This window comes from Noviherbaspirillum saxi, assembly GCF_003591035.1.
GTDB classification, from domain to species: domain Bacteria; phylum Pseudomonadota; class Gammaproteobacteria; order Burkholderiales; family Burkholderiaceae_D; genus Noviherbaspirillum; species Noviherbaspirillum saxi.
Map to the genome: position 1 here is coordinate 359,231 of NZ_QYUO01000002.1, position 24,588 is coordinate 383,818.

20 protein-coding genes are annotated in these 24,588 nt (G+C 58.1%); 6 read left to right on the forward strand and 14 right to left on the reverse strand.

Going from position 1 to position 24,588, the window contains the following annotated elements:
- Positions 1-38 precede the first annotated feature (38 nt).
- From adh to pedF, 9 genes are all read right to left on the reverse strand, one after another.
- On the reverse strand, positions 39-1,559 hold the full coding sequence (adh, locus tag D3871_RS17545) for an aldehyde dehydrogenase (RefSeq protein WP_119770395.1): 1,521 nt from the start codon (positions 1,557-1,559) through the stop codon (positions 39-41).
- A 526-nt stretch (positions 1,560-2,085) separates the two neighbouring features.
- Positions 2,086-2,499, reverse strand: coding sequence for a hypothetical protein (locus D3871_RS29940; protein WP_147376837.1), 414 nt, complete (start codon positions 2,497-2,499; stop codon positions 2,086-2,088).
- On the reverse strand, positions 2,496-3,767 hold the full coding sequence (locus D3871_RS17550; RefSeq protein ID WP_158597969.1) for a PAAR domain-containing protein: 1,272 nt from the start codon (positions 3,765-3,767) through the stop codon (positions 2,496-2,498). Before D3871_RS17550 ends, D3871_RS29940 begins: the two co-directional genes overlap by 4 nt.
- A gap of 395 nt (positions 3,768-4,162) precedes the next feature.
- Positions 4,163-6,145 (reverse strand): acetate--CoA ligase, encoded by a 1,983-nt coding sequence (gene acs / locus D3871_RS17555; RefSeq protein ID WP_119770397.1) that lies wholly within the window; start codon positions 6,143-6,145, stop codon positions 4,163-4,165.
- Positions 6,146-6,229: 84 nt separating this feature from the next.
- On the reverse strand, positions 6,230-7,354 hold the full coding sequence (locus D3871_RS17560) for a porin (protein WP_119770398.1): 1,125 nt from the start codon (positions 7,352-7,354) through the stop codon (positions 6,230-6,232).
- Between the two features lie 390 nt (positions 7,355-7,744).
- The gene (locus tag D3871_RS17565) at positions 7,745-8,728 is read right to left on the reverse strand and encodes an FAD:protein FMN transferase (protein ID WP_233575698.1); all 984 of its coding nucleotides are present in this window, start codon (positions 8,726-8,728) and stop codon (positions 7,745-7,747) included.
- Positions 8,729-8,768: 40 nt separating this feature from the next.
- On the reverse strand, positions 8,769-10,856 hold the full coding sequence (locus D3871_RS17570; protein WP_233575699.1) for a 4Fe-4S binding protein: 2,088 nt from the start codon (positions 10,854-10,856) through the stop codon (positions 8,769-8,771).
- 2 nt (positions 10,857-10,858) lie between these two features.
- On the reverse strand, positions 10,859-11,698 hold the full coding sequence (locus tag D3871_RS17575) for a substrate-binding periplasmic protein (RefSeq protein WP_233575700.1): 840 nt from the start codon (positions 11,696-11,698) through the stop codon (positions 10,859-10,861).
- A 51-nt stretch (positions 11,699-11,749) separates the two neighbouring features.
- The gene (pedF, locus tag D3871_RS17580) at positions 11,750-12,229 is read right to left on the reverse strand and encodes a cytochrome c-550 PedF (protein WP_119770401.1); all 480 of its coding nucleotides are present in this window, start codon (positions 12,227-12,229) and stop codon (positions 11,750-11,752) included.
- A 396-nt stretch (positions 12,230-12,625) separates the two neighbouring features.
- Here pedF and D3871_RS17585 point away from each other — a divergent pair, with 396 nt between their 5' ends.
- The 5 genes from D3871_RS17585 (at position 12,626) to D3871_RS29945 (ending at position 16,018) form a co-directional block, all read left to right on the forward strand.
- Positions 12,626-13,381, forward strand: a complete 756-nt coding sequence (locus tag D3871_RS17585; protein WP_233575701.1) for a hypothetical protein — start codon at positions 12,626-12,628, stop codon at positions 13,379-13,381.
- Complete coding sequence (locus tag D3871_RS17590; protein ID WP_119770402.1) at positions 13,381-13,986, forward strand: hypothetical protein; 606 nt, start codon at positions 13,381-13,383, stop codon at positions 13,984-13,986. The genes D3871_RS17585 and D3871_RS17590 overlap by 1 nt, the downstream gene beginning before the upstream one ends.
- On the forward strand, positions 13,983-14,495 hold the full coding sequence (locus tag D3871_RS17595; RefSeq protein ID WP_119770403.1) for a hypothetical protein: 513 nt from the start codon (positions 13,983-13,985) through the stop codon (positions 14,493-14,495). Before D3871_RS17590 ends, D3871_RS17595 begins: the two co-directional genes overlap by 4 nt.
- Before the next feature lie 2 nt (positions 14,496-14,497).
- Positions 14,498-15,211 carry a hypothetical protein gene (locus tag D3871_RS17600; protein WP_119770404.1) on the forward strand — a complete coding sequence of 238 codons (714 nt, stop codon included), beginning with the start codon at positions 14,498-14,500 and terminating at the stop codon, positions 15,209-15,211.
- A gap of 189 nt (positions 15,212-15,400) precedes the next feature.
- Positions 15,401-16,018, forward strand: a complete 618-nt coding sequence (locus D3871_RS29945; protein WP_147376838.1) for a hypothetical protein — start codon at positions 15,401-15,403, stop codon at positions 16,016-16,018.
- 355 nt (positions 16,019-16,373) lie between these two features.
- Here D3871_RS29945 and D3871_RS17610 read toward each other — a convergent pair whose 3' ends face one another.
- The 5 genes from D3871_RS17610 to D3871_RS17630 all read right to left on the reverse strand — a co-directional run bounded on the left by D3871_RS17610 (position 16,374) and on the right by D3871_RS17630 (position 23,267).
- Positions 16,374-17,078 (reverse strand): nitroreductase, encoded by a 705-nt coding sequence (locus D3871_RS17610; protein WP_119770406.1) that lies wholly within the window; start codon positions 17,076-17,078, stop codon positions 16,374-16,376.
- Complete coding sequence (locus tag D3871_RS17615) at positions 17,071-17,847, reverse strand: enoyl-CoA hydratase (RefSeq protein WP_119770407.1); 777 nt, start codon at positions 17,845-17,847, stop codon at positions 17,071-17,073. Before D3871_RS17615 ends, D3871_RS17610 begins: the two co-directional genes overlap by 8 nt.
- A gap of 52 nt (positions 17,848-17,899) precedes the next feature.
- Positions 17,900-18,151, reverse strand: a complete 252-nt coding sequence (locus D3871_RS17620; protein WP_119770408.1) for a hypothetical protein — start codon at positions 18,149-18,151, stop codon at positions 17,900-17,902.
- A 15-nt stretch (positions 18,152-18,166) separates the two neighbouring features.
- Positions 18,167-21,445 carry a fused isobutyryl-CoA mutase/GTPase IcmF gene (icmF, locus tag D3871_RS17625; protein ID WP_119770409.1) on the reverse strand — a complete coding sequence of 1,093 codons (3,279 nt, stop codon included), beginning with the start codon at positions 21,443-21,445 and terminating at the stop codon, positions 18,167-18,169.
- Between the two features lie 145 nt (positions 21,446-21,590).
- Positions 21,591-23,267: an AMP-binding protein gene (locus tag D3871_RS17630; RefSeq protein ID WP_119770410.1), complete on the reverse strand. Its 1,677-nt coding sequence runs from the start codon at positions 23,265-23,267 to the stop codon at positions 21,591-21,593.
- 273 nt (positions 23,268-23,540) lie between these two features.
- On the opposite strand from D3871_RS17630, the gene D3871_RS17635 reads away from it, so the two are divergent.
- The gene (locus tag D3871_RS17635) at positions 23,541-24,551 is read left to right on the forward strand and encodes an AraC family transcriptional regulator (protein WP_119770411.1); all 1,011 of its coding nucleotides are present in this window, start codon (positions 23,541-23,543) and stop codon (positions 24,549-24,551) included.
- Positions 24,552-24,588: the final 37 nt, after the last annotated feature.

The following is a 24,588-nucleotide window of genomic DNA, read 5'->3' on the forward strand; positions in this document are numbered from 1 at the left end:
CCGGCAGCGTGCGCGGCCGGAACACAAGCATTGCTACCTCAGAAGAAACCCAGCGCTTTCGGGCTATAGCTGACCAGCAGGTTCTTGGTCTGCTGATAGTGCTCCAGCATCATCTTGTGGTTCTCGCGGCCGATGCCGGACTGCTTGTAACCGCCGAATGCCGCATGGGCCGGATACAGGTGATAGCAGTTGGTCCAGACGCGGCCCGCTTCGATGCCGCGGCCCATGCGGAACGCACGCGTGCCGTCACGGGTCCAGACACCGGCACCCAGGCCGTATAGCGTATCGTTGGCGATTGCCAGCGCATCGGCTTCATCCTTGAAGGTGGTCACCGACACCACCGGTCCAAAAATCTCTTCCTGGAAGATGCGCATCTTGTTGTGTCCGCGGAAGATGGTTGGCTGCACGTAATAACCGCCGGCCAGGTCGCCATCCTGCGTCTTGCGCTCGCCGCCGAGCAAAACCTGTGCACCTTCCTGCCTGCCGATGTCGATGTAGGACAGGATCTTTTCCATCTGCTCCTGCGATGCCTGCGCGCCTATCATCGTGGAAGCGTCGAGCGGACTGCCCTGCTTGATCGCTGCAACACGCTTGATCGCGCGCTCGATGAAGCGCTCGTAGATCGATTCCTGGATCAGCACGCGCGATGGGCAGGTGCAGACTTCGCCCTGGTTCAGCGCGAACATTGCAAAGCCTTCCAGGCACTTGTCAAAGAAGTCGTCGTCCTGATCCATCACATCGGCGAAGAAGATGTTGGGCGACTTGCCGCCGAGTTCCAGCGTGACGGGAATCAGGTTTTGCGACGCGTATTGCATGATCAGGCGGCCGGTGCCGGTTTCGCCGGTGAATGCAATTTTGGCGATGCGCTTGCTCGATGCGAGTGGCTTGCCCGCTTCCAGGCCGAAGCCGTTGACGATGTTGATCACGCCCGGCGGCAGCAGGTCCGCGATCAGCTCAATCAATACCATGATCGAAGCCGGTGTCTGTTCGGCCGGTTTCATCACCACGCAGTTGCCGGCGGCCAGCGCGGGCGCCAGCTTCCACACTGCCATCAGGATCGGGAAATTCCAGGGAATGATCTGGCCGACGACGCCGAGCGGCTCATGGAAATGATAAGCGTAGGTGTCCGCATCGATAGGCGAGACGCTGCCTTCCTGCGCGCGCACGCAGCCGGCAAAGTAGCGGAAATGATCGATCGCCAGCGGAATGTCGGCAGCCATGGTTTCGCGGATTGGCTTGCCGTTGTCGAGGGTTTCTGCAGTCGCCAGCAATTCGAGATTGGCTTCCATGCGATCGGCGATCTTGTTCAGGATGATCGCGCGTGCGGCCGGCGATGTCTTGGCCCACTCCTTTTTCGCTGCATGCGCGGCATCCAGCGCCAGTTCGACGTCTTCTGCCGACGAGCGGGCCACTTCGCAAAAGCTCTTACCGATGACCGGGCTGACGTTCTCGAAATATTCGCCCTTGACCGGCGCCACGAATTTCCCGCCGATGAAGTTGTCGTAGCGCTGCTTGAACGGGTTCTTGATGCCAAGTTTGCTGATGTCTGCCAGATTCATTGTCGTCCTCCGAAGGTCGTATGTGAGAAGTGTCTAATCCAGGTGTTGCCAGGATGATGTCTTCATCGCAATTGGCGTGCCATGTGGTTCGGCACGGCTGAACATGGCTTCGGAGGTCGGTTTGGGTATGATTTGTTCTATCCTTTACGTGCGGGGACAGAATCGGTTGTTTTGTTTTTGAACAGTTGGATGGGCAGTGTTCCAAACTGCAGCACTTGTTCGGCTGAAGCAAGAGGTTGCGCCAGGAGCTACTTATTCTTGGTCATGGCTTGCTTGGGTTTTCGTGACCATCCCAAGAGGAATTTTCGGTGCTGGTTAAACCGGTGTTGGACTGCAATATCATCGCTGGCGTACAAATCCGATCGACGACAGGTCATGAAAAGTGGAGTGAGGACGACTCTCGTCGTAATCTCGTTATCCAGCCTTCATAATTTCTCTGGCTTCGCCCAGCGGTTCAAACCAATGCAGGTTCAGGTATTTGTTCCGGAATGATCAATTAAACGTCTCGATATGGCAATTGTCTGTCTTAATTCAATCGGTTCGCAATCTGTGGATCATGATTAACCAGGTAATTGTTTACTTCATCAGGTAGAGGCAACTTGTCATTTACAAATATCACGTCGTAGCAATGCTGCATGAAGCTACGTACACCGTAGGGTGTTGGAACAGGGGCGGAACTGGCCTGCCAAATAGCTTCCCATATTTCACCGTTTGCCTGCTCTGTAACTAGCAGGTAACGCAACGTATTACGGACAACAGTTTTTGTGTTCGGCGTAAATGACTGAAATCGAGGAAGGACGAAACCTGAAATAACACTTTCAACGTAGTCGCGGTTTTCCCAGTCTTCATCACTTCCATCTATTCCATGTTCATCCAAAAATATGAGTTCATAGAACAAATTAGGTAAAACATAGCCGTTTACAAGGTTTTCTATTTTCATGAGATTGGTCTTAGAAGGGGAAACATAGTGTACGGGTGGCCATTGCGATATACAGCATTTACATTTGTTGTGAACATCCATTTATTGGCTGGCGCCTTGGTAAATCCTTCACCGATCAAACCCTCCATTTGAAAGGAGTATGCTCTGTTTACACTACCGTTCAAGTGGAATATCGAGTCGGCTCTTTGCATTGCGGCCCCCATGTCTCTCGCGGACATAAATCTTGTCGAATCTCTGAACGCTCTGTCTAAGGACCCATCAGGTGCCACGCGTGTCGTTGCCCGGATTTCTTGATCCAATAATGTCGTATTAGGGCCGTGCTTTTCTAAAAAATGCGTATTTGGATTGACGGTAGCTGCCTCCGAATCACGTTTTTCCAGCCAGTTGGACCAGGTACTTTCACTTTTAGCCTTCAGAAGTGCGCGGCGTTCATTAGGGTTGAGGTGGCCCCATTTTTTATGCAATTCTGCCATGCGATTGGACGTCTCCAATGCTGGCGGGTTGGAAGTCTTGCGGGCGGCTAGCTCTAACTGATGCATTCCGCCAGTAGCCAGTTCGCTCATTGTCGACGGTGATGGCGGACTCCACTTCCCGACGCGGACGGCACCGCCTTTGGCGCTCATTGCGCCGCCCAGCATCGCTCCGCCAAACATGGCCCACTTTTGACCATCTGATCCGACTCCAAATGCTTTCCCGCCTATCCATTCGCCACCCAGCTGGCCGGCCGCGCCGCCAGCAAACCCCGCAGTCGCGATGATCGGACCGCCAATGACAATGGCACTGCCCAATCCGACGACAAATAGTGCGGCATGCACTGCATCCGGGACCAGCTTTTCAGGATGCAGAACATCGGTCTGGACAGTGTTGCCACCAATGAAGACATTCCCCGAGCCGCCTGTGATAACGGCGGAGCAACCTACCTTGTCATTGATCCGCGCAGCAGGCTGCCCATTGATATAAACCGTGGCGCTTCCGCTAGCTATAGGCAGATATGGCGACGCATGTTTGGAACAGTCGACCACATCTGCGTGCGCCCGCGCTGCACGCAGTCCGTTAACAAAGACATTGCCCGAGCACGTGCCTTTAATGACACCACATGTTTCCTTCGGCGCCCAGCTCATCGTACTGAGCATGTCACCGAGCCCGCCGCCTGTGGCAGCCAAACCACCTACGATTGCGGCAGCAGCCAGGCCGCCGGTACCGATGATCGCAGCCGTTCCCACCCCTATCGCGGCGCCGGCGAGCAGACCAGTTAACAACCAGCTCATGGTTGGACTATGACCAATGGGGTCGCTTAAACGTGCTGCTCCTGACATATTCGACGGACCTTAAGCGCATTGCACCACGGGAGCAGGTATGACAGTCTCCACCACGCTTAGCAAACCTGCTGCCGGAGAGGAATTTAGAAGATTAGCGGTTGTGTGAGACGGCTTGAATAGCATGTTTAGTCTAATGATCAGCCTGACAGTTATATGGCGGCTGACCACAGGGCCAGCGAAGAAATTGCAAGAATACTAATTTATTGCAAATTAAGCAATTTCCAATGTTCACTTTATTTTGGTGCATGTGATTACGCTTGCTCCAGCGCACGCGCTTATGCTTCAAAAAACAAAAAGCCCGCAAGGCTCATAACCATGCGGGCTCTTCACGTAACACGGCAACTCTATTGAACCTGCCGCATCTGCTCCAGGATCGCCGGGTTTTCCAGTGTGGAGATATCTTGCGTAATTTGCTCGCCCTTGGCCAGTACGCGCAGCAAGCGGCGCATGATCTTGCCGGAACGGGTCTTGGGCAGATTGTCGCCGAAACGGATTTCCTTGGGCTTGGCGATCGGACCAATTTCCCTGGCCACCCAGTCGCGCAACTCCTTGGCAATCTGCCTGGCTTCCTCGCCGCTCGGCCGCGCCCGCTTCAGCACCACGAAGGCGCAAATCGATTCGCCCGTGGTCTCGTCCGGCTTGCCCACCACTGCCGCTTCCGCCACCAGCGGATTGGCCACCAGCGCCGATTCGATTTCCATCGTACCCATGCGGTGACCCGATACATTCAAGACATCGTCGATGCGACCGGTGATCGTGAAGTAACCGGTCTTGTCATTGCGCACCGCCCCGTCGCCAGCCAGGTAAATCTTGCCGCCCAGCTCTTCCGGAAAATAACTCTTCTTGAACCGTTCCGGATCGCCCCAGATGGTGCGGATCATCGATGGCCAGGGCCGCTTGACCACCAGGATGCCGCCCTGTCCATTCGGCAAGTCGTTGCCGGTTTCATCGACCACCGCGGCCATGATGCCTGGCAGCGGCATCGTGCACGAACCCGGCACCATCGGTGTGGCGCCCGGCAGCGGCGTGATCATGTGGCCGCCAGTCTCGGTTTGCCAGAAGGTATCGACGATCGGGCAGTGTTCATTGCCCACATTGCGGTAGTACCACATCCAGGCTTCCGGATTGATCGGCTCGCCGACCGAACCGAGCAGACGTAGCGAGGATAGATCATATTTCTTTGGATGCACCTCGGCATCGGCGTCGGCGGCCTTGATCAGCGAACGGATCGCGGTGGGCGCGGTATAGAAAATGGTGGCCTTGTGTTTGGCAATCATGTCCCAGAAGCGGCCGGCGTTGGGGTAGGTCGGCACGCCTTCGAACACGATCTGGGTTGCGCCTACGGCCAGCGGTCCATAGGCGATATAGGTGTGGCCGGTGACCCAGCCGATGTCGGCGGTGCACCAGAAAATGTCGGTGGGCTTGATGTCGAAGGTCCACTTCATGGTCAGTGCCGCCCACAGCAGATAGCCGCCGGAGGCATGCTGGACACCCTTGGGCTTGCCGGTCGAGCCGGAGGTATACAGGATGAACAACGGATGTTCTGCATCGACCCACTCCGGTTCGCAAGTGCTGTCCTGGTTGGAGATAACGTCGTGCAGCCACAGATCGCGGCCGGCCGTCACGTCGATGTTACCGCCGGTTCTGCGGTAGACGATCACATTGCGCACGCTTTCGCAGCCGCCTGCTTCCAGCGCTTCATCGACGATCTTCTTGAGTGGTAATCGTTTGCCGCCGCGTACCTGTTCATCGGCAGTGATAACCGCAACGGCGCCAGTATCGATGATGCGTTCCTGCAGCGCCTTGGCGGAAAAGCCGCCGAACACCACCGAATGCGTCGCTCCAATACGGGCGCAGGCCTGCATGGCTGTTACGCCTTCGACTGACATCGGCATGTAGATCACGACGCGATCGCCCTTCTTGACGCCAAGCTGCCGCAGGCCGTTCGCCAGCCGGCACACGCGTTCATGCAATTCCTGATAAGTCACTTCAGTGACCACGCCATCATCCGCTTCGAAAATGATCGCCTTCTTGTCACCATTCCCTTGTCTCAAATGACGATCAAGACAGTTATACGAAACATTCAGCTGACCATCTTCAAACCAGCGATAGAACGGCGCATCCGTCTCGTCCAGAATCTTGGTAAAGCGCTGGCGCCAGAGTATGTTTTCATGGGCGAGCTGGGCCCAGAACAATTCGTAATCACGCTCAGCGGCAGCGCACATGGCCTTGTACGCATCCATGCCGGATATGTTGGCGCGCTTGACAAATTTTTCGGGGGCGTTGAATACGCGGTTCTCTTGCTTCGGAGCTTGAATGTCAGACATGCTGGTTCTCGTGTTTGCTTCGTTAGTCGTTCATTGCTGCACTGCTTCGCGGTGATGCATGCTTATGCATCACCGCTCTTTCTTTTAGAAGAAAAGGATTCCGCCAAGCGAAACGCCATTCATGCGTGCTTCGCCGCCGGTGACCGCCTTGGAGCGCGTCTGGCCGAGTTCACCGACCAGTGTCACGCTCTTGGTCAGCGCATAGTAGGAACCCAGCGTCAGATTGCTGTTGGACCGCAGACCTGTCGTGTCTTCGCGATTGCGGCTCATGCCGTAGCCGACACCGAGCTTGAGCTTGTCGCTGGTCTTGTAGGTTGCCTGCAGCAGATAGTTGGTCGAACGGATGTCACCCTGATCCGCGTCGGAAAGTATGCCCAGACTCTTGCCTGTCTGTACGTTTGCCAGGAGACCGAGCGCGCCCTTGTTGTACGACGCACCGACTTCAAAACCTGTCATCTGGAAATCGGAAGCGGTAGTGGACGAATAAAACTTTTGCGTCTTTGCGCCGACCCAGGTCTTCCATGCATCGACACCATAACTCAGTTGTGCCTGCACTTGTGGTTGGGACTTTGCATTGAAACCGCCGCCATTGCCAACCGGACTGACCACCGCGGCGTCGATTGTCATGCCGCCCATCTTCGGTGTGCTATAGGCGATTTGTCCATAGTTGCCGAGATAGGTGTAGCCCGCGCCGATGTGGCCGAGCGTAACGCGGCCGCGCTGCGTTGCCTGCACCGGTGCGCCCGCGCCGAGCAGGGTCATGTCGCTCAGGATTGCGTTGGAGCCGAAGATGCCATAGTCGCGTCCAAGCTTGATTGTGCCCATGCCCGAATTTCCGAACGACAGGAAGGCCTGGCGCACATCGACGCCGCTATTGGCCGCGATTGCGCTGTCGGTCGCCGTGTGGGCCATGATGCCGATCGTGCCTGCGACATCGTACTCGCCCTGGCGCGACTTCACACTGGTGATGAGCGCGTTGGGCAGCAAGCCATTGCCGATGGTGGTCCTGCGGTCATCACCGCCGCAACCGAGTGCGCGATTTGCCAGGCCGAGGCCCGGCACCTGGGTACCCGAGCAATCGACTGCGGTGTAATAGGCATTGGCGATACCACCGACAGACACAGTCCATTCTCCCGCTTGCAGGTCCACTGCCTGTGCCATCTGCCCGCACGCGAGCGCAGCCGCGCCCAACAACAACTTCTTGTTCATATTTCTCCTCCCAGGATTTTTAAAGTGAAATTCACCAGTGATCTGGCTTGGAGAAGTAAGCGCAAAAGCTGTGCCGGTATGCATTAATGCCGCGTTTTTTCTCTGGGTTTTATGCCGGCCGGTCGGCTCCGGCTTTGCCGACCGGTCCTTGATTCATACCGTTGAAGAAAACTAAGTAATTGTTTTGACGGGAAATTCGACCGCGTCTCGGCAAACTGAAATCGTCCGGAATCGCGACATCAGCGATTGCGGAATCGATGCGTCGCATGCTACACATTGTCGATTTCGGCGAGCAACCACAACAGCGATGGCAGCTGCTTACTTGTGTAGATTTGGATCAACACAGGACAACGCCGTGCAAATTTTGATCAATCGCAAGAAGGCACCGCTTCATGCAATCCATGGAAAACCGGCGGTTTGCGCTTGTCTTCCCGACTTGTCGATGAAGAGCGCATCAATCTCCGGCAATTGGTTTGCCAGCTGAAGTCCCGGTTGCGTTCCCATCACCATGAACGCGGTCGACAAGCCATCGGCAAGCATGGCAGTGGGTGCCGCAACGGCGACGCTCGCCAGTTCTAGCGGTGAATGGCCCGTGTTGGGATCGACAATATGATGCGATGAAAAATCCTCACTGAATGCGGTCTCGTAATCGCCCGAGCTTGCAAGGCTGCGCGCTTGCAGCGACACGGTGCCGACCAGCGACTGCGGATCTCGCGGATCCTGGATGCCGACCTGCCAGAGACGTTGCGGGGCGCGCTGTCCACTCGCCGAAAACTCGCCGATGTCGACCAGAACATCGTTGATCCCATGCGCGCGCACTGCTGCCAGTGCCAGATCGCTTGCATAGCCTTGTGCGATCCCGTTCAAAGTGATCGCCATGCCGGGCTGCTTCAACTGCACAAGTTCCGGGCTGATGTGCAGCTTGCGCCATCCGACCAGGCGGCGCGCATCGCGTGGATCCTTCCCGTTCGCCGCAGCCAGCCACAATGGTTGCACCGTAATGTCGAATGCGCCCGCAGTTTGCCGCGACAAACGGCATGCCGCGTCGAGCACCTTCAACAGATGCAGATCGGGATCGCGCAGGCGCCCTGTGCGGTTCAGTTCGAACACCTGACTTCCTTCGCGATAAACGCTCAGCAAGCGGTCGATAGCCTGCGCCGTATCGAGCGCCTCCCTGATTGCCTTGCGCGCGACCGCTTCATTGTGATGCAACAGTTGCACCGATACCGTCGTACCAAATGCCAGGTCCGCGCCATTGAACAAGCGCTTGCCGGTCTGTAGGGAATCGGTTCGCGTTGCATGGACAAATGCCGCCGCTTCCCACATCGATAACGCGCCGGCGCCCAGTGCCAATGCTCCCACACCTGTGGACATAAATTTTCTGCGTTGCATTGCGTACCTCTCGCTGAGCCAGTCACGCTGCGCGGATTGAAATCGGCACACGCCGTTTCTTTTCTAGGATGAGCGGCGCGCACTTTTCATCGCTTTGATAAATCACCACGCAATCCATGCACTGGAAACATTCGTCATACCGGATTGTGCCGTCGGGACGGATCGCTTCGTAGTCGCAGCGATAGCGGCAGGTCTGGCAAGGCTGGCCGCACTGCGCCCGACGCGGCAGCCATGCCAGCAGACGGAATCTGCCCAGCACTGCCAGCCCTGCGCCGAACGGGCACAGATAACGGCAAAAGAACTTGTAGCAGACGGCGCTGGCAAGCAGCAGCCCGGCCGCATACAGCACGAAGGGCCAGGACCTGACGAAGTTGAGCGTGATCACGGTCTTGAAAGGCTCGACCTCGGCCAGCTTGTCGGTCAGCGACGGCGCCACGAATACGCTGCCCAGTATCACCGCAAGCACCAGATACTTGAGCAGCTTGAGCCTGGCATCCAGTGCGGCCCGGACACGGATCTGCGGCAGCTTCAGCCATTTCCCCAACCGGGCCGCAAATTCCTGCAAGGCGCCGAACGGGCATAGCCATCCGCAAAAGGTTCCGCGTCCCCAGATCAGCAGCGACACCAGCACGCCGCACCAGAGCACGATGGATACCGGGTCGTACAGCATGAAGTCCAGGCCACGCCCATCCTTGATCGCCTGGATGACTCCGGTGATATTGACGATGGAAAGCTGTCCCTGCGCGAACCAGCCGAGAAAGAACAAGGTAAAGCCGAGGTAGGCGGTACGAAACCAGCCGAAGCGGCGGCCATCCTGGGCCAGGCTTTTCTGTCGCGCCAGTGCAAGGAATAAAACGATAAGGCCTGCGAGTACGATCGCCAACTCCCACCAGCGCTGCTTCCAGACCGGCAGCCATGATTTGTTGTCGCCGGCAGGCACTATGTAAAAACGCTCAGGAAGACGATAGCGCATGGCAAAGTCCTGCCCGATTCTTTCCGGATAGATCATGCCTTTCAGCCTTGTCACCCGCAGCGAAAGGTCGAGCGCCTGCGCCGGATCGAGCCCGGCCTGGCTAATGATCCTGAACACCTTCATCGATGCCGGTGGCAAGGCATCGGCATCGCGCAGCTTCAGGTCCAGGTTGAGGTCGCGCATTTCGATCGGCAACCCTTCCTGCGACAGGATCAGGCGATCCGGCACGGTGCCGGCGACGAAACTGCCCGACACGGGCCCGTAACGTCCGTTCCACCATACCAGCACCGCATGGTCGCCCTCTTCGAGCCGTCCTTTCAATCTTTGCCAGCTGGCGTCGTCAAGCAGGCTGCGGCCGATCGACGGTACCGACACCAATCCCACCTGCAGCTCGATGAATGCATCGTCCGGCCTGGCCAGCGCTTCCGCATCGAGCCCGGCGCCCGCTGTACCGGCAAACCCGTTCTCCACGTCGCCATTGCTGAATACCACGCGTTTGAACAAGCCGTTCGCCGTCAGTGCACGGATATCGAGCGACTCGGCCAGTTCTTCGCGGATGCGTGCGATCTGGTCGGGATCGCGGGTGCCGGCGTAACCGAGTTTTTTGCGTGCGACTTTGAGCGCAGCCGACAACAGGCTTTGATTGATGATCCTGACCGACGCGGTGGCCTTCGCCACGCCATCGATATGCACATTGCCGCCCGACTTGTCGGCGCGATCCCTGGGCGCGGTATCGATCGCGACATTCTGCTTGAGCGAAATGCCGCGGTATTGGTTGACGAACTTGTGCAGCGGCCCCTCGCCCAAGCCTTCGAGAAAGACCGGTTCATGATGCGAGATGACTTGCACGTCCATAAACACGCCCCTGGCATCAAGCGCCACCAGCAAGTTGACCGGTGTGCCCGAAAAGCCGGGGACCGAAGCGAAATCGATAGACTCGAACAGGTAACCGACCAATTCGTTCGCGGTGGCGTTCTGCTTGAACACCGGCCATACCGGCACCGTCGTATCCTTCTGACCGATCATCAACGGTGCCGGGAATTTCTGTTCCAGCTGCGCGTGCGTCATCACGCCAGCGCGGGCCGGTGCCAATGCGACGATGCAAAAGCATAGCGCTACAAGCAGCAGCCTGATCACGATCACGGCCTGGTGGGCGTCACTCCGTATTTGGCAAAGATCTTCGCCAGTTCACCGGAGGTCGACAGATCGTTGGCGGCAGCCTGCAACGCGCGCGCCAGTTCGGTATTGCTTTGTTTGACCGCAAGACCGACGATCCATCCCTGTCGCGGCAAGCGCGCAAAGCTCAGGTCGCTCAGCGGATAATCGGCATTGCCGCGCACCGCCGATTCGATCTCGGACCGGTTGGCCAGAACCGCATCGATTTCTCCCGCTTTCATCGCTGCCAGGGCGGCCGCAGCGGTGTCATAGATCTTGACCGAGTCGCGCACCTTGCCATCCTGTTCGCCGAGCAAGACGACGGCAGCAATCGAGACTTTTTCGACGCCGACTTTTTTACCCACCAGGCAATCGACAGAGTCGCAGTTCGGAATTTTGCGCACGTCGCGGACCAGGCGCACCTGCTCGCGGTAGTAGGGCGCGAAAATCGACACGTTCTTGTTCGCCGCCATCAATCCGGTATCGACCGGCACATGCATCATCACGTCGGCCGGCCCATAGCCGAGGTAATGTCCTTTCCACACCATGTTGCGCAAATCGTCATTCAGGTTCTCCCCCGCATCGAAGGGAAGAAAGCTGGTGCGTACGCCGAGCTTGACGGCCAGCGCATTCGCCAGTTCGACATCGATGCCATTGCCGTTGTTGGCCGAGAAGGGCAGCATGTCTTTGTACACGGCGACCTTGAGGACACCGGATTGCTTGACTTTGTCGAGATCGGCATGTGCGCTCGGCATGGCAGCCGACACGGCGCAGAGAACGGCAAACAGCGAGCCCAGCCTGGGTAGTGAAATGGTTTTCATCATAGTCTCCGTTATAGTTTTTAAAGCGACGGCAGTCCGGCCGTCGCCGCTGTTTTACTTCGTCTCGCGACGCGTATCGAGATATGCCTTCATCGCCCACATGGCTTCCTGGCTGAGCGTGCCTTCAAACGGCGGCATATACACCGCGCCATTGCGCACTTTTCCGCGCCGCACCGATGTCACGTAGTACTGATCCACCTCCTTGAGGCAGGCCTGCTTTTTGTTTTCGACTTTCTGGTTCACGCAGTCGCGATCGAGCTTGCGCAGGTCAGGCGCAATACCGCCGGAAATCGCTTCGATGCCATGGCAGCGGGCGCAGTTCTGGTTATAGGCCGAACCGCCGATGCGGATCGCTTCCTTGCTGCTGCGGTATGGATTCTCTTCGCGCCATTGATCGCCAAGCTGCGTCAGTGCCTTGGTGTCGACCGCTTGCGGCGTGACATCACCATGGGCGAAAGCGCCCGGCGCATGCAGTGCGACGGTACAGAGCAGCGCACCGAGCGCCGAGCGGGTCAGGGATAGGGAAAACTTCATTGTGCCTCCTCAGCGTATTAAGTAATCAGACGGGTACGTTGAGGCAAGTACTGTGCCATTACCCGAGCATCGATCCCTGCCCTTCACGCACAAGGTATCGATCCGGGTCATGCAGGCAATGGTATTTGCAAACCTGTCGCATGCGCCTGCAAACAGCTGTCGGCCGTTCGATCCTCAACATTGATCCAATATGGAGCACCGTTGTTAAAAGCTGGGACAGTCGGACTGTCACACCGATGGGGCAGCAGCCGATAACGGCGCAATTCTCTCTTCCCATTCCATCTGCGAACAGTTTTCGTAGGCGTCCATCCCTCGGCATGAATATTGCGCCGGTTACACGAAAAATCATACGGACCGACGGCGCAATCCTTAGGTTCATCAATACGGAGACCTGCCGTGCGCAAGCTATTCGCCGTTTTTCGGCCGTTGACCAGACCGTCTGTTTGCGCAAGGACGGCAGCCGGACTGGAGCCGCCCTTCATCCTGTATCTGCACTGGTTATCGTATGCTGGCTTGCTCTTGTTCTCCGCCTACCTGCTATGGCTTCATGATGTGTGGGCCACACTGGTCAAGGCGGACCCGACCGGCATCACATTACTGATACTGCTTATCTTTGGCGCATCGACCATGTGGTGCGGCATGCGCGCCCATCGGTTATGCAGGGAAAGAGCCGATCTTGCTGACTGGAAGTCGTCGCGGGCATTGCCGGGCTCCTCGGCGCCCGTGGATAGCCCGAGCGATGGGAGCGCGGTACGCGACTACCTGGCGCGCGTGGCGGATGCCTCGCAAGACCATGCCGCGACGCGGCACCTTGGCGACATACTCGCGGAACGGCTGCATGGTCCGAGCGAATCGGCATGGTGGATCAACGGCATCCAGATCAAGCTGGGCCTGCTGGGCAAGGTGATCGGCTTCAGCATCCTTGCGCTGCAGATCGCCCGTATCGAAAACTTCGACCCGGCACAGTCGCAAACCTTGTTGCGCAACCTGACCGGCGGGCTCGGCATTGCATTGCTGACCACCGCCGTCGGCCTGGTCGCCAACATCCTGCTCGGCCTGCAGCTGGTGAGATTGGACCGGTTCGCCGACACGCTGCTGGCCGATACCTTGCAGACCGGTAAAAGCCTGTCCGACACCGGACGGATAGGCTGATGGCGCTCGGCCGAAAAAAGCGGGAAGCGGAAGTCGATCCCTTCTACGACATGCTGTTCAATATCCTGATCGCTTTTGTCTTTTGCTTCATCGTCGCGTTGCTCGCGATGAATCCGGTTGCAAAGAAGGCCGGCGACATTCCGAGCAAGGCGGAATTCATCATCACCGTATCGTGGCCCGATCTCAATCCCAACGATCTCGATACCTGGGTGCAGGACCCGGCCGGAAACCTGGTCTGGTTCCGGCAACGCGAAGCGGGCCTCATGCATCTGGACCGCGACGACCGCGGAACGGTAGGAGAAATCCTGCTGGTCAACGGCCGGGAAATCATCAATCCGCTGAATCAGGAAGTCGTAACCATCCGCGGCTTCGCCGCTGGCGAATACACGGTCAACGTGCAGTATTACGAAACCAAGAACCACGAACCGGTAGAGGCGAATGTTTCCGTCATCAAGGTCAATCCCAAGGCGGAAGTCATTTTTTACGGCAACATTAAACTCCCGTCCAAAGGCGCGGAGCGCACCACCGTGCGATTCACGGTGGATGCTTCCGGCGCGGTCACCGATGTCAACACCCTTCCTAAAACCATTGTGCAGACGCTATGAACGATAGTGCCTTGTTGCTCACCCTGTGTTACGTCGCGGTTGCCTTCCTGCTGCTGGTGCTCTGTCTGGCGACACATTGGCCGCGCTGGGTCAAGATGGGCATGATAGGCATCGTCACACTAAGTTATCTGTTCGCGCAGGGTGCATTCCAGCGCATGCTGGGCTGGCCCGCCGACGAGCGCCTGCCGGAAAAATTCGTATTGCTGGCGGTGGTCACGCAAGAGCCTGACAAGGAGCATGGCGTCGGCGGCGCGCTGTACCTGTGGGTCAATGCCATCCGTGACAACCGACCGGTGCCCGAACCTCGCGCCTATCGCCTCGCCTATCGCAAGGACTTGCACAGCGTCCTCAATGACGCGATGAAAAAGAGCCGGCAAGGTATCAGCCAGATCGGTTCGACCGAGGCACCTGCTGGCGGCAAGGTCGGCTCGTGGCTGCGCAATGCGGCCGATCCGAATGTGAAGGTGCGCATCAGCGACGCGCCTTCGCCGTCACTGCCGGAGAAATGAGCATGCGCCACATCATCGTTTCCTTCATGCTTGCCGCCATGTTATGCGGATGCGGCAACAAGGTAGAGGAGGATTCTTATTTTCCATTGGCGACGGGCACACGCTGGGCCTACACGGTCAGCAGCGAAAGTGACGGCAATGCCTCACGGGAAAACCACGTCATCAGCGTGATCAAGCAGATCACGCAAGACAATCGGCAAGTGGCGGTCCGACGCAGCGAGAGCGAACAGAACATCGGCGTGGAGTACTGGATCAGCACGCTACCGGACCGGTTTGTACGGATTGCGCAACGCAGTGATCTGGAAGAACGCGCGACCATGGATGCCCAGCCCCGTACCGTGCTGCCCGTGCCGCTCAGGAAAGGCAGTGCGTGGACGACACTGACGACCACCTACTTCATTCTGCGCAAAAGCGAGTTTCCACGCGAACTGAAGTACTCGCATAAAGCCTTGATGACCTACACCGTCGAGTCCGTCGATGAAACCGTGACCGTGCCAGCGGGACAATTCAGCAATTGCGCGCGTGTCAGCGGGCTTGCGTTTCTGACCTTGTACACCGATCCGGTACGTGGTTTTCACAAGGTGCCGCTGGTGACGAATGAATGGTATTGCAAAGGGATAGGACTGGTGAAGCTGGAAAGGATAGAAGAACTGTCGACGGCGTTTTTCAGCGGCGGGAAGATGTCGATGGAATTGACGGAGTATGTATTGCCTTGATCATCAATTTCTGTCGGGCGCTTGGTCTACCGGAAAGAATTTCTTGTGATCGAACCGGAACTCGTCGCGGGGTATACGCTACTCAGGACACGTTACCATTCCACCACCGGACATTTCGCCATGCAGCCGCTATCGCCCACATCACCATCGGATCGGACACCTTCATCATCGACCTATAGCCAGGCGACGATGCCAACCATCAGCCACGTTTCAGGACCGTCCGTTGCGACACTGCCACCCCAGCGCCAAGCCACACTATCGACTGAACGACTAGATACGCAGGTAAGTTCAGGCTCTCCTCAAAGCGCCCGGGTCCCAAGCTCGTCGCTAGAGCACGTTGATCCAAAAAACTCTTTATTGATTGGACCTATGCCATGTGAAGAACAATGTGCATATATTCGCAATAGCACAGTCGATGCTATTCAAGTCGAAGACGTTTCAATGACCGCCTATCGTTATTTGCAAAGTCGAAAGGGGCGAGATTTCACAAAATCAGAAGCAATCAGGCAAGGGAAAAAGGCTGCAATATTGCTGCCATTGGGTGTTATTCCTGGAATTCCAAGCGCGCTTTATACTCTTCCACTTGCTGGAAATGCAACCCGCTACTTAAAAACAAAGAAAATGGCCGAGGAGTATTTGAATCAGATATCTCCGGAAATGCTTTCGGAAATTAAATCAATAGAATATACAGACGAAAATGTAGAACAAAATTTATATGAGGTTTTGCAGAAATATGGGATCCCGATCAGCAAAGAATTTCAAGAACATATGAGGCCAGTCAATTCTTCCGAAATTGAATTGCCCTAGCCAGGAATTGATTTGATGCGTGCTGACTTTAGAGCACTTTCGTCCTGACCAGCTCGCCGATGCTGGACGTATTGCCCACGTCACGGCGTTGCGGGGGGGGCCGCCGATGCTCCTTGCCTTAGCACGGGGGCGCCGAGCCCGCTACGACGCGTCGCCGCGCCTTGTTCCGCAGCTAATACGTTTCGGCCTCGACTGAGCCAGTCAGGACGAAAGTGTTCTAGTGAGCGGTTAAAGGGGGGCTCGAATAACCGATATGCATCCGGTGATGAATTGAACCCAACGTCTATTGGAACCTCTGCTGCCACATGCCGAAGACGGGAAACTGCAAACGTCTCCCCGTCCTGCATTCACATCATCAGTCAACAAACTTCACAAACTCTTCCACCGGCGCCCGCTCGGTCACCAGCCGGCTTTCGACCGAATCCACGTTCTCATAGCCTAAGGACATGCTGCAGACCATGGTCTCGTTATCCGGCCACTGCAGTAGCTCGCGCAGCACAGTATGAAATGGATTGATCGCCGCCTGCGGACAGGTTTCCAGCCCGTGTGCGCGCGCCGCGAGCATCACGTTTTGCAGGAACATCCCATAGTCCAGCCAGCTGCCCTGCTCCATCACTCGGTCTATCGTAAAGAACAGGCTGACCGGTGCACCGAAAAATTCGACATTACGGCGATGCTGCGCATGCATGCGCGCCTTGTCGGCTTTACCGATACCGAGCAGCGTGTATAAATCCCACCCTATCTTTCGTCTGCGGTCGATGTACGGCGGCATCCACTGGCGCGGATAGTATGGATATTCTTCCGCATAGCGTTCGGCCGCATCCGGTGCATTGAATGCGGCGACCAGCGCATCGATCACGCGGCGCTGGGTTTCGCCGGTCGCCACGTACACCTTCCACGGCTGGGTGTTGGAGCCGGACGGCGCTCGCCCCGCCATATCGAGTATCGATGTCACGGTCGACTTCTCGACCGGAGTGGAGTGGAAGGCGCGCACCGAACGGCGGCCGGCTATCAGTTCAGACGCCGTTTGCAGACGACTGACGGCGTCGGCTTCACTCATGCTTGAAGTCCGGCTTGCGCTTTTCGAGGAATGCTGTCATGCCTTCCTTCTGATCGAGCGTGCCGAACAACGCGTGGAAGGTTCTGCGCTCGAACAGCACGCCTTCGTTCAGCGTCGATTCGTAGGCGCGGTTGACGGCTTCCTTGGCGGCCATCACGCTGGGCAGTGACATGGCGGCAATGATGGTTGCGGCTTCGATCGCTTCCTGTTCCAGTTTGTCGGCCGGTACGATGCGCGACACCAGGCCGGCGCGTTCGGCTTCCTGCGCATCCATCATGCGGCCGGTCAGCACCATGTCCATCGCTTTGGATTTGGAGATGGCACGCGGCAGGCGTTGAGTGCCGCCCGCGCCGGGAATGACGCCGATCTTGATTTCCGGCTGGCCGAACTTGGCGTTGTCGGCGGCGATGATGAAGTCGCACATCATCGCGAGTTCGCACCCGCCGCCGAGTGCATAGCCGGCGACCGCTGCGATCACCGGCTTGCGCAGGGTGAGAATGGTTTCCCAATTGCGGCCGATAAAGTTGTTACGCACCACATTGATGTAATTCATCGGCTGCATCGCGGCGATATCGGCGCCCGCCGCAAACGCCTTGGCGCTCCCGGTCAGCACGATGCAGCCGATATCATTGTCTTGCTCCATCGCCAGCAAGGCGATGCCGAGCGCATCCATCAGTGCATCGTTCAAGGCGTTCAGCTGTGCGGGACGATTGAGTTGGAGGATGCCTACGCGGCCCTCCTTGCGGGCCAATACCAGGTCTTCTTGCATGACTATCTCTTTCCTATTATGTTGGGCAATCTGTTCGATGCAATGTGTACATTCAATGTGCCGCGGTCACCTGACGGATAAGGCGCGCCAGTTCATCCGGCCTCATGGCGTCAGCCACGCGCTGGCAATAGTGTAACGTTTCAGGAAGGACAGCGATGCCGAGCTGCTCGGCCTGTATGCAGCGCATCAGGGCAAGGCGCTTGTGACCGAAGCGCACCGACCGTTGCAGCAGCGCCTGCATCGCATCGGTATCCTTGCCGTCGGCGACGGCGCGTTTCAGCTGGCGGACGGCTTGACGGCTCATGACTGCGTGTCGTCCTTACATGCTGCGGCGGTATTGGCCGCCGACTTCGAACAATGCGCTGCTGATTTGTCCGAGCGAACAGACCCGCACCGCATCCATCAAGGTGTCGAATACATTGCGGTCTTCGATCACGGCCTGCTGCAGCTTGTGCAGCAAAGCCGGTGCGGCATCGGCATGCCGTGTATGGAAGTCAGCCAGGCGCTTGAGCTGGGACTGCTTCTCGTCGTCGGTGGAGCGCGCCAGTTCCAGCGATTGCGGCGTCGCATCGCCTTTCGGGTTGCGGAAGGTATTGACGCCAATGATGGGCAACGTGCCGTCGTGCTTGAGCTGCTCGTAATACATCGACTCTTCCTGGATCTTGCCGCGCTGATAGCCGGTTTCCATCGCACCCAGCACGCCGCCACGCTCGGCGATGCGCTCGAATTCCTGCAGCACCGCTTCTTCGACCAGGTCGGTGAGTTCTTCGATGATGAACGCGCCCTGGTTCGGGTTCTCGTTTTTGGCGAGTCCCCATTCACGGTTGATGATCAATTGGATGGCGAGCGCACGGCGTACCGATTCGTCGGTCGGCGTGGTGATCGCTTCATCGTAGGCATTGGTGTGCAGCGAATTGCAGTTGTCATAGATCGCGATCAGCGCCTGCAGCGTGGTGCGGATATCGTTGAAGTCGATTTCCTGTGCATGCAACGAACGGCCGGAAGTCTGGATGTGGTATTTGAGTTTTTGCGAGCGCTCATTGGCGCCGTACTTTTCTCGCATCGCGACTGCCCAGATGCGTCGCGCGACGCGGCCCAGCACCGTGTATTCCGGGTCCATGCCGTTGGAAAAGAAGAACGACAGGTTGGGCGCGAAATCGTCGATGTGCATGCCGCGCGCCAGATAGGCTTCGACAAAGGTGAAACCGTTCGACAGCGTAAATGCGAGCTGAGAAACCGGATTGGCCCCTGCTTCTGCGATGTGGTAGCCGGAGATCGATACCGAATAGAAATTGCGCACCTGATGATGGACAAAGTATTCCTGGATATCGCCCATCACCTTGAGCGAAAACTCGGTCGAGAAGATGCAGGTGTTTTGTCCCTGGTCTTCCTTCAGGATGTCGGCCTGCACCGTGCCGCGTACATTCTGCAGCACCCATGCCTTGATCTTGGCGGCTTCGTCGGCGGTCGGCTCGCGCTTGTTGTCGGCGCGGAACTTGTCCATCTGCTGGTCGACCGCGGTATTCATGAACATCGCGAGGATGCTCGGCGCGGGACCATTAATCGTCATCGATACCGAGGTCGAGGGACTGCACAGGTCGAAGCCGTCGTACAGCACCTTCATGTCGTCCAGCGTCGCGATCGACACGCCGGAATTGCCGATCTTGCCGTAGATGTCAGGACGCGGCGCAGGATCCGCGCCATACAGCGTGACCGAATCAAACGCGGTCGACAAGCGCTTGGCGTCCATGCCTTCGGACACCAGCTTGAAACGGCGGTTGGTGCGGAAGGCATCGCCCTCGCCGGCGAACATGCGAGTCGGGTCTTCGCCTTCGCGCTTGAAGGCGAACACGCCGGCGCTGTAGGGGAAGGAGCCTGGCACGTTTTCCAGCATCAGCCAGCGCAGGATTTCGCCATGATCCTGGAATTTCGGCAGCGCCACCTTGCGGATCTTGGTGCCGGACAGCGTGGTCTGCACGAGGCGGGTGCGGATTTCCTTGTCGCGGATCTTGACGACATAATCGTCGCCGGCATAGGCAGCCTGCATGTCGGGCCACATCGCGATCAGTTTCTTCGCTTCGGCATCGAGGCGGGCTTCGCGATCGTCGATCAGGTCGGCGATGTCGGCGCTCTTGCCGGCCGCCTGCATCATGCGCGCCGCTTCCTGCAAATGCTGGCGTTCGCGCGCCAGCGCCACCTGCTTGCCGACATGCTGATGATAGCCGCGCACGGTGTCGGCAATCTCGGCCAGATAACGGCTGCGGGCCGGCGGCACGATCGCATTCTTGCCTGAAGAGAAACGCACCGAGACCGGCGCCAGCTTGCCCGGCTTTGCGTTAAGGCCGAGTTCGGTCAGGGCCGGCAACAGACCCTGATAGAGTGCGGTCACGCCATCGTCATTGAAGCGCGACGCCTGCGTGCCGTAGACCGGCATCTCGTCCGCCTTCTTGCTCCACAGCTCGCGGTTGCGCTGATATTGCTTGGCGACGTCGCGCAATGCATCCTGCGCACCCTTGCGGTCGAACTTGTTGATCGCGACGAAATCGGCAAAGTCGAGCATGTCGATCTTTTCCAGTTGCGAGGCGGCGCCGAATTCCGGCGTCATCACATACATCGACAGGTCGACGTGCGGAACGATCGCGGCATCGCCCTGCCCGATACCGGAAGTTTCGACAATCACCAGATCGAATCCCGCGACCTTGCAGGCAGCGATCACATCGGGCAGCGCCTGTGAAATTTCCGAACCGGCTTCGCGCGTGGCGAGCGAACGCATGAACACGCGCGACTGGCCGTTCCAGGGATTGATCGCATTCATGCGGATACGGTCGCCCAGCAAGGCGCCGCCGGATTTGCGGCGCGAGGGATCGATCGATACCACGGCGATATTGAGCGCGTCGTCCTGATCGAGCCGGATGCGGCGGATCAGTTCGTCGGTCAGCGAGGACTTGCCCGCGCCGCCGGTACCGGTGATGCCGAACACCGGCGTCTTGATCACGTCGGCGGCCTTGTGCAGTTCCGACTTGAGCGCGGGCGCAAGCTTGTCGTTTTCCAGCGCGGTGACCAGTTGCGCGAGCGGGCGCTGGCGTTCAAGGATATCGCCTTGCATCAGCACGTCGAGCGTGGTCGGCGTATAGCCGGACAGATCGACATCGCAAGCCTGGATCATCGACAGGATCATGCCGACGAGACCGAGACGCTGCCCGTCTTCCGGCGAGAAGATGCGCGCCACGCCATACGCATGCAGGTCCGCGATCTCGGACGGCACGATCACGCCGCCGCCGCCGCCGAACACCTTGATGTGCGCGCCACCGCGTTCCTTCAGCAGGTCGATCATGTACTTGAAGTATTCGACGTGGCCGCCCTGATAGCTCGAAATCGCAATGCCCTGCGCGTCTTCCTGCAACGCGGCAGTCACGATTTCATCGACCGAGCGGTTATGCCCGAGATGGATCACTTCGGCGCCATTGGCCATGAGGATGCGCCGCATGATGTTGATCGAGGCATCGTGCCCGTCGAACAGCGAGGCGGCGGTGACGAAACGTACCTTGTTGGCCGGTTTGTATTCGGTCAGTTTTTGCGCAATGGAAAGGTCGGTCATGATCAGCCTTTGGCTACGGATGGGGTGGCAGGATGGGGCGTTGTATGGATGGAGTATAGAAAGCATGGCGACGGCTTGCCATGCCGGAAAGCGTCAAACTGGCTGCAAGGATTTGCCAGTTTGACGCAACCGACTTGTCTTGATGTCAAGTCAGGTCTTCTTCCCAGAATTCATATTGGCCGCGCGTCTGGCCGGATTGCTCCTGTTCCTGCTTGCGCAGTTCGACGCGACGGATCTTGCCGGAAATGGTTTTCGGAAGATCGCTGAACTCGATGCGGCGAATCCGCTTGTACGGTGCCAGTTTCTCGCGCGCAAACTCGAAGATCGAAATCGCCAGTTCGCGGCTGGGCTTGTGCCCTTCGCGCAGGCTGATAAACGCCTTCGGCACGGACAGGCGCAAGGCATCGGGACTAGGCACGATCGCCGCTTCCAGCACTGCCTCATGTTCGATCAATACGCTTTCCAGCTCGAATGGGCTGATCCGGTAATCGGACGACTTGAAGACATCGTCATTGCGGCCGACGTAAAAGTAGTAACCGTCGGCATCGCGGGTCGCGGTATCGCCGGTGTGGTAATACCCGTCGCGCATGACTTCGGCGGTCTTTTTGGCATCGCCTTCGTAGGCCAGCATCAGGCCCAGCGGGGGCGGCGCGGTAACGATGGAGATTTCGCCTTCGTCGGCCGGCGCATCGTTGTGATCGAGCAAGGCGATCCGGTAACCGGGCAGCGGCCGGCCCATCGATCCCGGCTTCAATAACTGCCCTGGCGTATTGCCGATCTGGGCCGTGGTCTCGGACTGGCCGAAACCGTCGCGTATGCGTATGCCCCAGGCGCGTTCCACCTGCTCGATCACTTCCGGATTGAGCGGCTCGCCGGCACCGACCAGTTCGCGCAACGGCACCTTGAATGCGGCCAGATTTTCCTGGATCATCATGCGCCACACGGTCGGCGGCGCGCACAACGACGTGACGCCGCAACGCGTGATGACGTCGAGCGACTGCTTTGCACTAAAGCGCGCATAGTTGTAGACGAAGATCGTCGCACCGGCATTCCATGGGGCAAAGAAGCAGCTCCATGCATGCTTGGCCCAGCCCGGCGAGCTGATATTCCAATGCACGTCGCCCTGCTTGAGGCCGATCCAGTACATGGTCGACAAATGCCCCACCGGATAGCTTTGATGGCTGTGCAAGACCAGCTTGGGTTTGGAGGTGGTGCCGGAGGTAAAGTACAGCAGCAGCGGATCGCTGGCCGGCGTGACGCCGTCCGGGACGAAATCGCTGCCGGCGGCGCTGCTGTCATCGAAGTCGTGCCAGCCCTCGGCCTTGCCGCCGACGCTGATCCGGGTGTAGTCGCCGGCCAGCGTTGCGAACTTCGCCGTTTCGGATGCCTGCGCGATCACATGGCGCACCGCGCCGCGTTCCAGCCGGTCGGCCAGGTCTTCGGTCGATACCAGCATCGTGGTCGGCACCATGACTGCGCCGAGCTTGATACCGGCAAGCATCACTTCCCATAATTCGACCCGGTTCGGCAGCATCAGCAGCAGGCGGTCACCGCGTCCGACACCCAGGCCGCGCAAATAGTTGGCGACGCGGTTGGAGCGTTCGGCCATCTCGGCAAATGAGATTTTCTGTTCGCTGCCGTTTTCATCGACCACCCACAGCGCCGGCGCCTGGTTGCCGCGCGCCTGCACATCGAAAAAGTCCAGCGCCCAGTTGAAATTGTCCAGTACCGGCGGACGGTAATCACGGTAAGCAGTGTTGTAATCTTCGCGATGGCGTTGCAGGAAATCGCGCGCTTCAAAAAAAGCCTGTGTGGCGTTCATGGTTTCACCTTGTCTCGGAGATGAAGGATGATGGCGTGAAGATCAGTATGCGACGTTCTTTGACAGCTGATCTTGTTGTTGTCGGCATTGCCGGCACGGCGTTGCGCCGCGCCGGCCGATTTTGAGTATAGGCACGCGGAGGCACTGCAGCCATGTCAAAAAACGCCAATATTGCTGCAAATATTTGCCACTTTTTGCCTTCCCTCCACAAGGTACAAAGCCTTCCGCGCTAAAATCTGTCTCCATGGCATCTCTCACTGCACCTTGACGCGCATGGAAAAAGGCAGCATCTCGATCTATTTCGTTCATTCCGCGCTCGAACCCATCGTCGAACGCGGATTGGATGCGCAAGCCGTCCTGCGGCAGGCCGGCATCTCGCCCGCCCTGCTCAACAGCGCGCAAGGCCGCGTGACCGCGCAAAATTTCAGCGCGCTCTGGCTGGCCGTGGCGCGCGCCCTGGACGACGAATTATTTGCCCAGGATACGCGCCGCATGAAGGTCGGCAGCTTCGCGATGATGTGCCATACCCTGATTCATTGCCCCACGCTCGACAGTGCGTTGCATCGCATGGCGCGTTTCTTCAACCTGATCCTGGACGACTTCGCCTGCAGCCTTGAAACCGACAGCCGCCATGGCCGCCTGACGATCCGGGAAAGGCCGAATCCGCGCTGCCCCAGGGTATTCGGACACGAGACGCTGCTGATGATGCAGCATGGCGTCGCATGCTGGCTGGTGGGACGGCGCATTCCGATCCTGTCGGCGGCGTTTGCCTATCCCGAACCCTCGCGCAGCGCGGAATATCCTTTCATGTATTCGCAGCAGCTGAGCTTTAACGCAGACGCGACGGCATTAAGTTTTGATCGCAGCTATCTGAATCTGCCGGTGATCCAGAACGAACGCACGCTCAAGGATTTTCTGCGCGTGGCGCCAGCCAACATCGTGCTGAAATACAAGAACACCACCGGTCTCGCCGCGCAGATCCGCCGCCGCCTGCGCTCGGCCGCGCGCACCGAATGGCCGGATTTCGACAGCTTCGCGCGAAGCCTGCACATGACGCCGTCGACACTCAGGCGCAGACTGGAAGACGAAGGGCAATCCTTCCAGGCGATCAAGGACCAGCTCAGGCGCGACCTCGCGATCGACTATTTATGCCATACCTCCAAAAGCGTGATGGATATCGCAATGGAACTGGGGTTTGCGGAACCCAGCGCGTTTCATCGCGCGTTCAAGAAATGGACAGGCACGGGGCCGGGGGAGTACCGGCAGAGGATGAATGTGCGGTAGGGGCGTTTTTACAATGGCGCTGCTGCACCTTACTGCT

Coding starts and splice junctions, on each gene's coding strand:
- adh (WP_119770395.1), bottom strand. CDS start 1,559: ATGAATCTGGCAGACATCAGCAAACTTGGCATCAAGAACCCGTTCAAG.
- D3871_RS29940 (WP_147376837.1), bottom strand. CDS start 2,499: ATGAAAATAGAAAACCTTGTAAACGGCTATGTTTTACCTAATTTGTTC.
- D3871_RS17550 (WP_158597969.1), bottom strand. CDS start 3,767: ATGAGCTGGTTGTTAACTGGTCTGCTCGCCGGCGCCGCGATAGGGGTG.
- acs (WP_119770397.1), bottom strand. CDS start 6,145: ATGTCTGACATTCAAGCTCCGAAGCAAGAGAACCGCGTATTCAACGCC.
- D3871_RS17560 (WP_119770398.1), bottom strand. CDS start 7,354: ATGAACAAGAAGTTGTTGTTGGGCGCGGCTGCGCTCGCGTGCGGGCAG.
- D3871_RS17565 (WP_233575698.1), bottom strand. CDS start 8,728: ATGTCCACAGGTGTGGGAGCATTGGCACTGGGCGCCGGCGCGTTATCG.
- D3871_RS17575 (WP_233575700.1), bottom strand. CDS start 11,698: ATGATGAAAACCATTTCACTACCCAGGCTGGGCTCGCTGTTTGCCGTT.
- pedF (WP_119770401.1), bottom strand. CDS start 12,229: ATGAAGTTTTCCCTATCCCTGACCCGCTCGGCGCTCGGTGCGCTGCTC.
- D3871_RS17590 (WP_119770402.1), top strand. CDS start 13,381: ATGGCGCTCGGCCGAAAAAAGCGGGAAGCGGAAGTCGATCCCTTCTAC.
- D3871_RS17595 (WP_119770403.1), top strand. CDS start 13,983: ATGAACGATAGTGCCTTGTTGCTCACCCTGTGTTACGTCGCGGTTGCC.
- D3871_RS17600 (WP_119770404.1), top strand. CDS start 14,498: ATGCGCCACATCATCGTTTCCTTCATGCTTGCCGCCATGTTATGCGGA.
- D3871_RS29945 (WP_147376838.1), top strand. CDS start 15,401: ATGCCAACCATCAGCCACGTTTCAGGACCGTCCGTTGCGACACTGCCA.
- D3871_RS17610 (WP_119770406.1), bottom strand. CDS start 17,078: ATGAGTGAAGCCGACGCCGTCAGTCGTCTGCAAACGGCGTCTGAACTG.
- D3871_RS17615 (WP_119770407.1), bottom strand. CDS start 17,847: ATGCAAGAAGACCTGGTATTGGCCCGCAAGGAGGGCCGCGTAGGCATC.
- D3871_RS17620 (WP_119770408.1), bottom strand. CDS start 18,151: ATGAGCCGTCAAGCCGTCCGCCAGCTGAAACGCGCCGTCGCCGACGGC.
- icmF (WP_119770409.1), bottom strand. CDS start 21,445: ATGACCGACCTTTCCATTGCGCAAAAACTGACCGAATACAAACCGGCC.
- D3871_RS17630 (WP_119770410.1), bottom strand. CDS start 23,267: ATGAACGCCACACAGGCTTTTTTTGAAGCGCGCGATTTCCTGCAACGC.
- D3871_RS17635 (WP_119770411.1), top strand. CDS start 23,541: ATGGAAAAAGGCAGCATCTCGATCTATTTCGTTCATTCCGCGCTCGAA.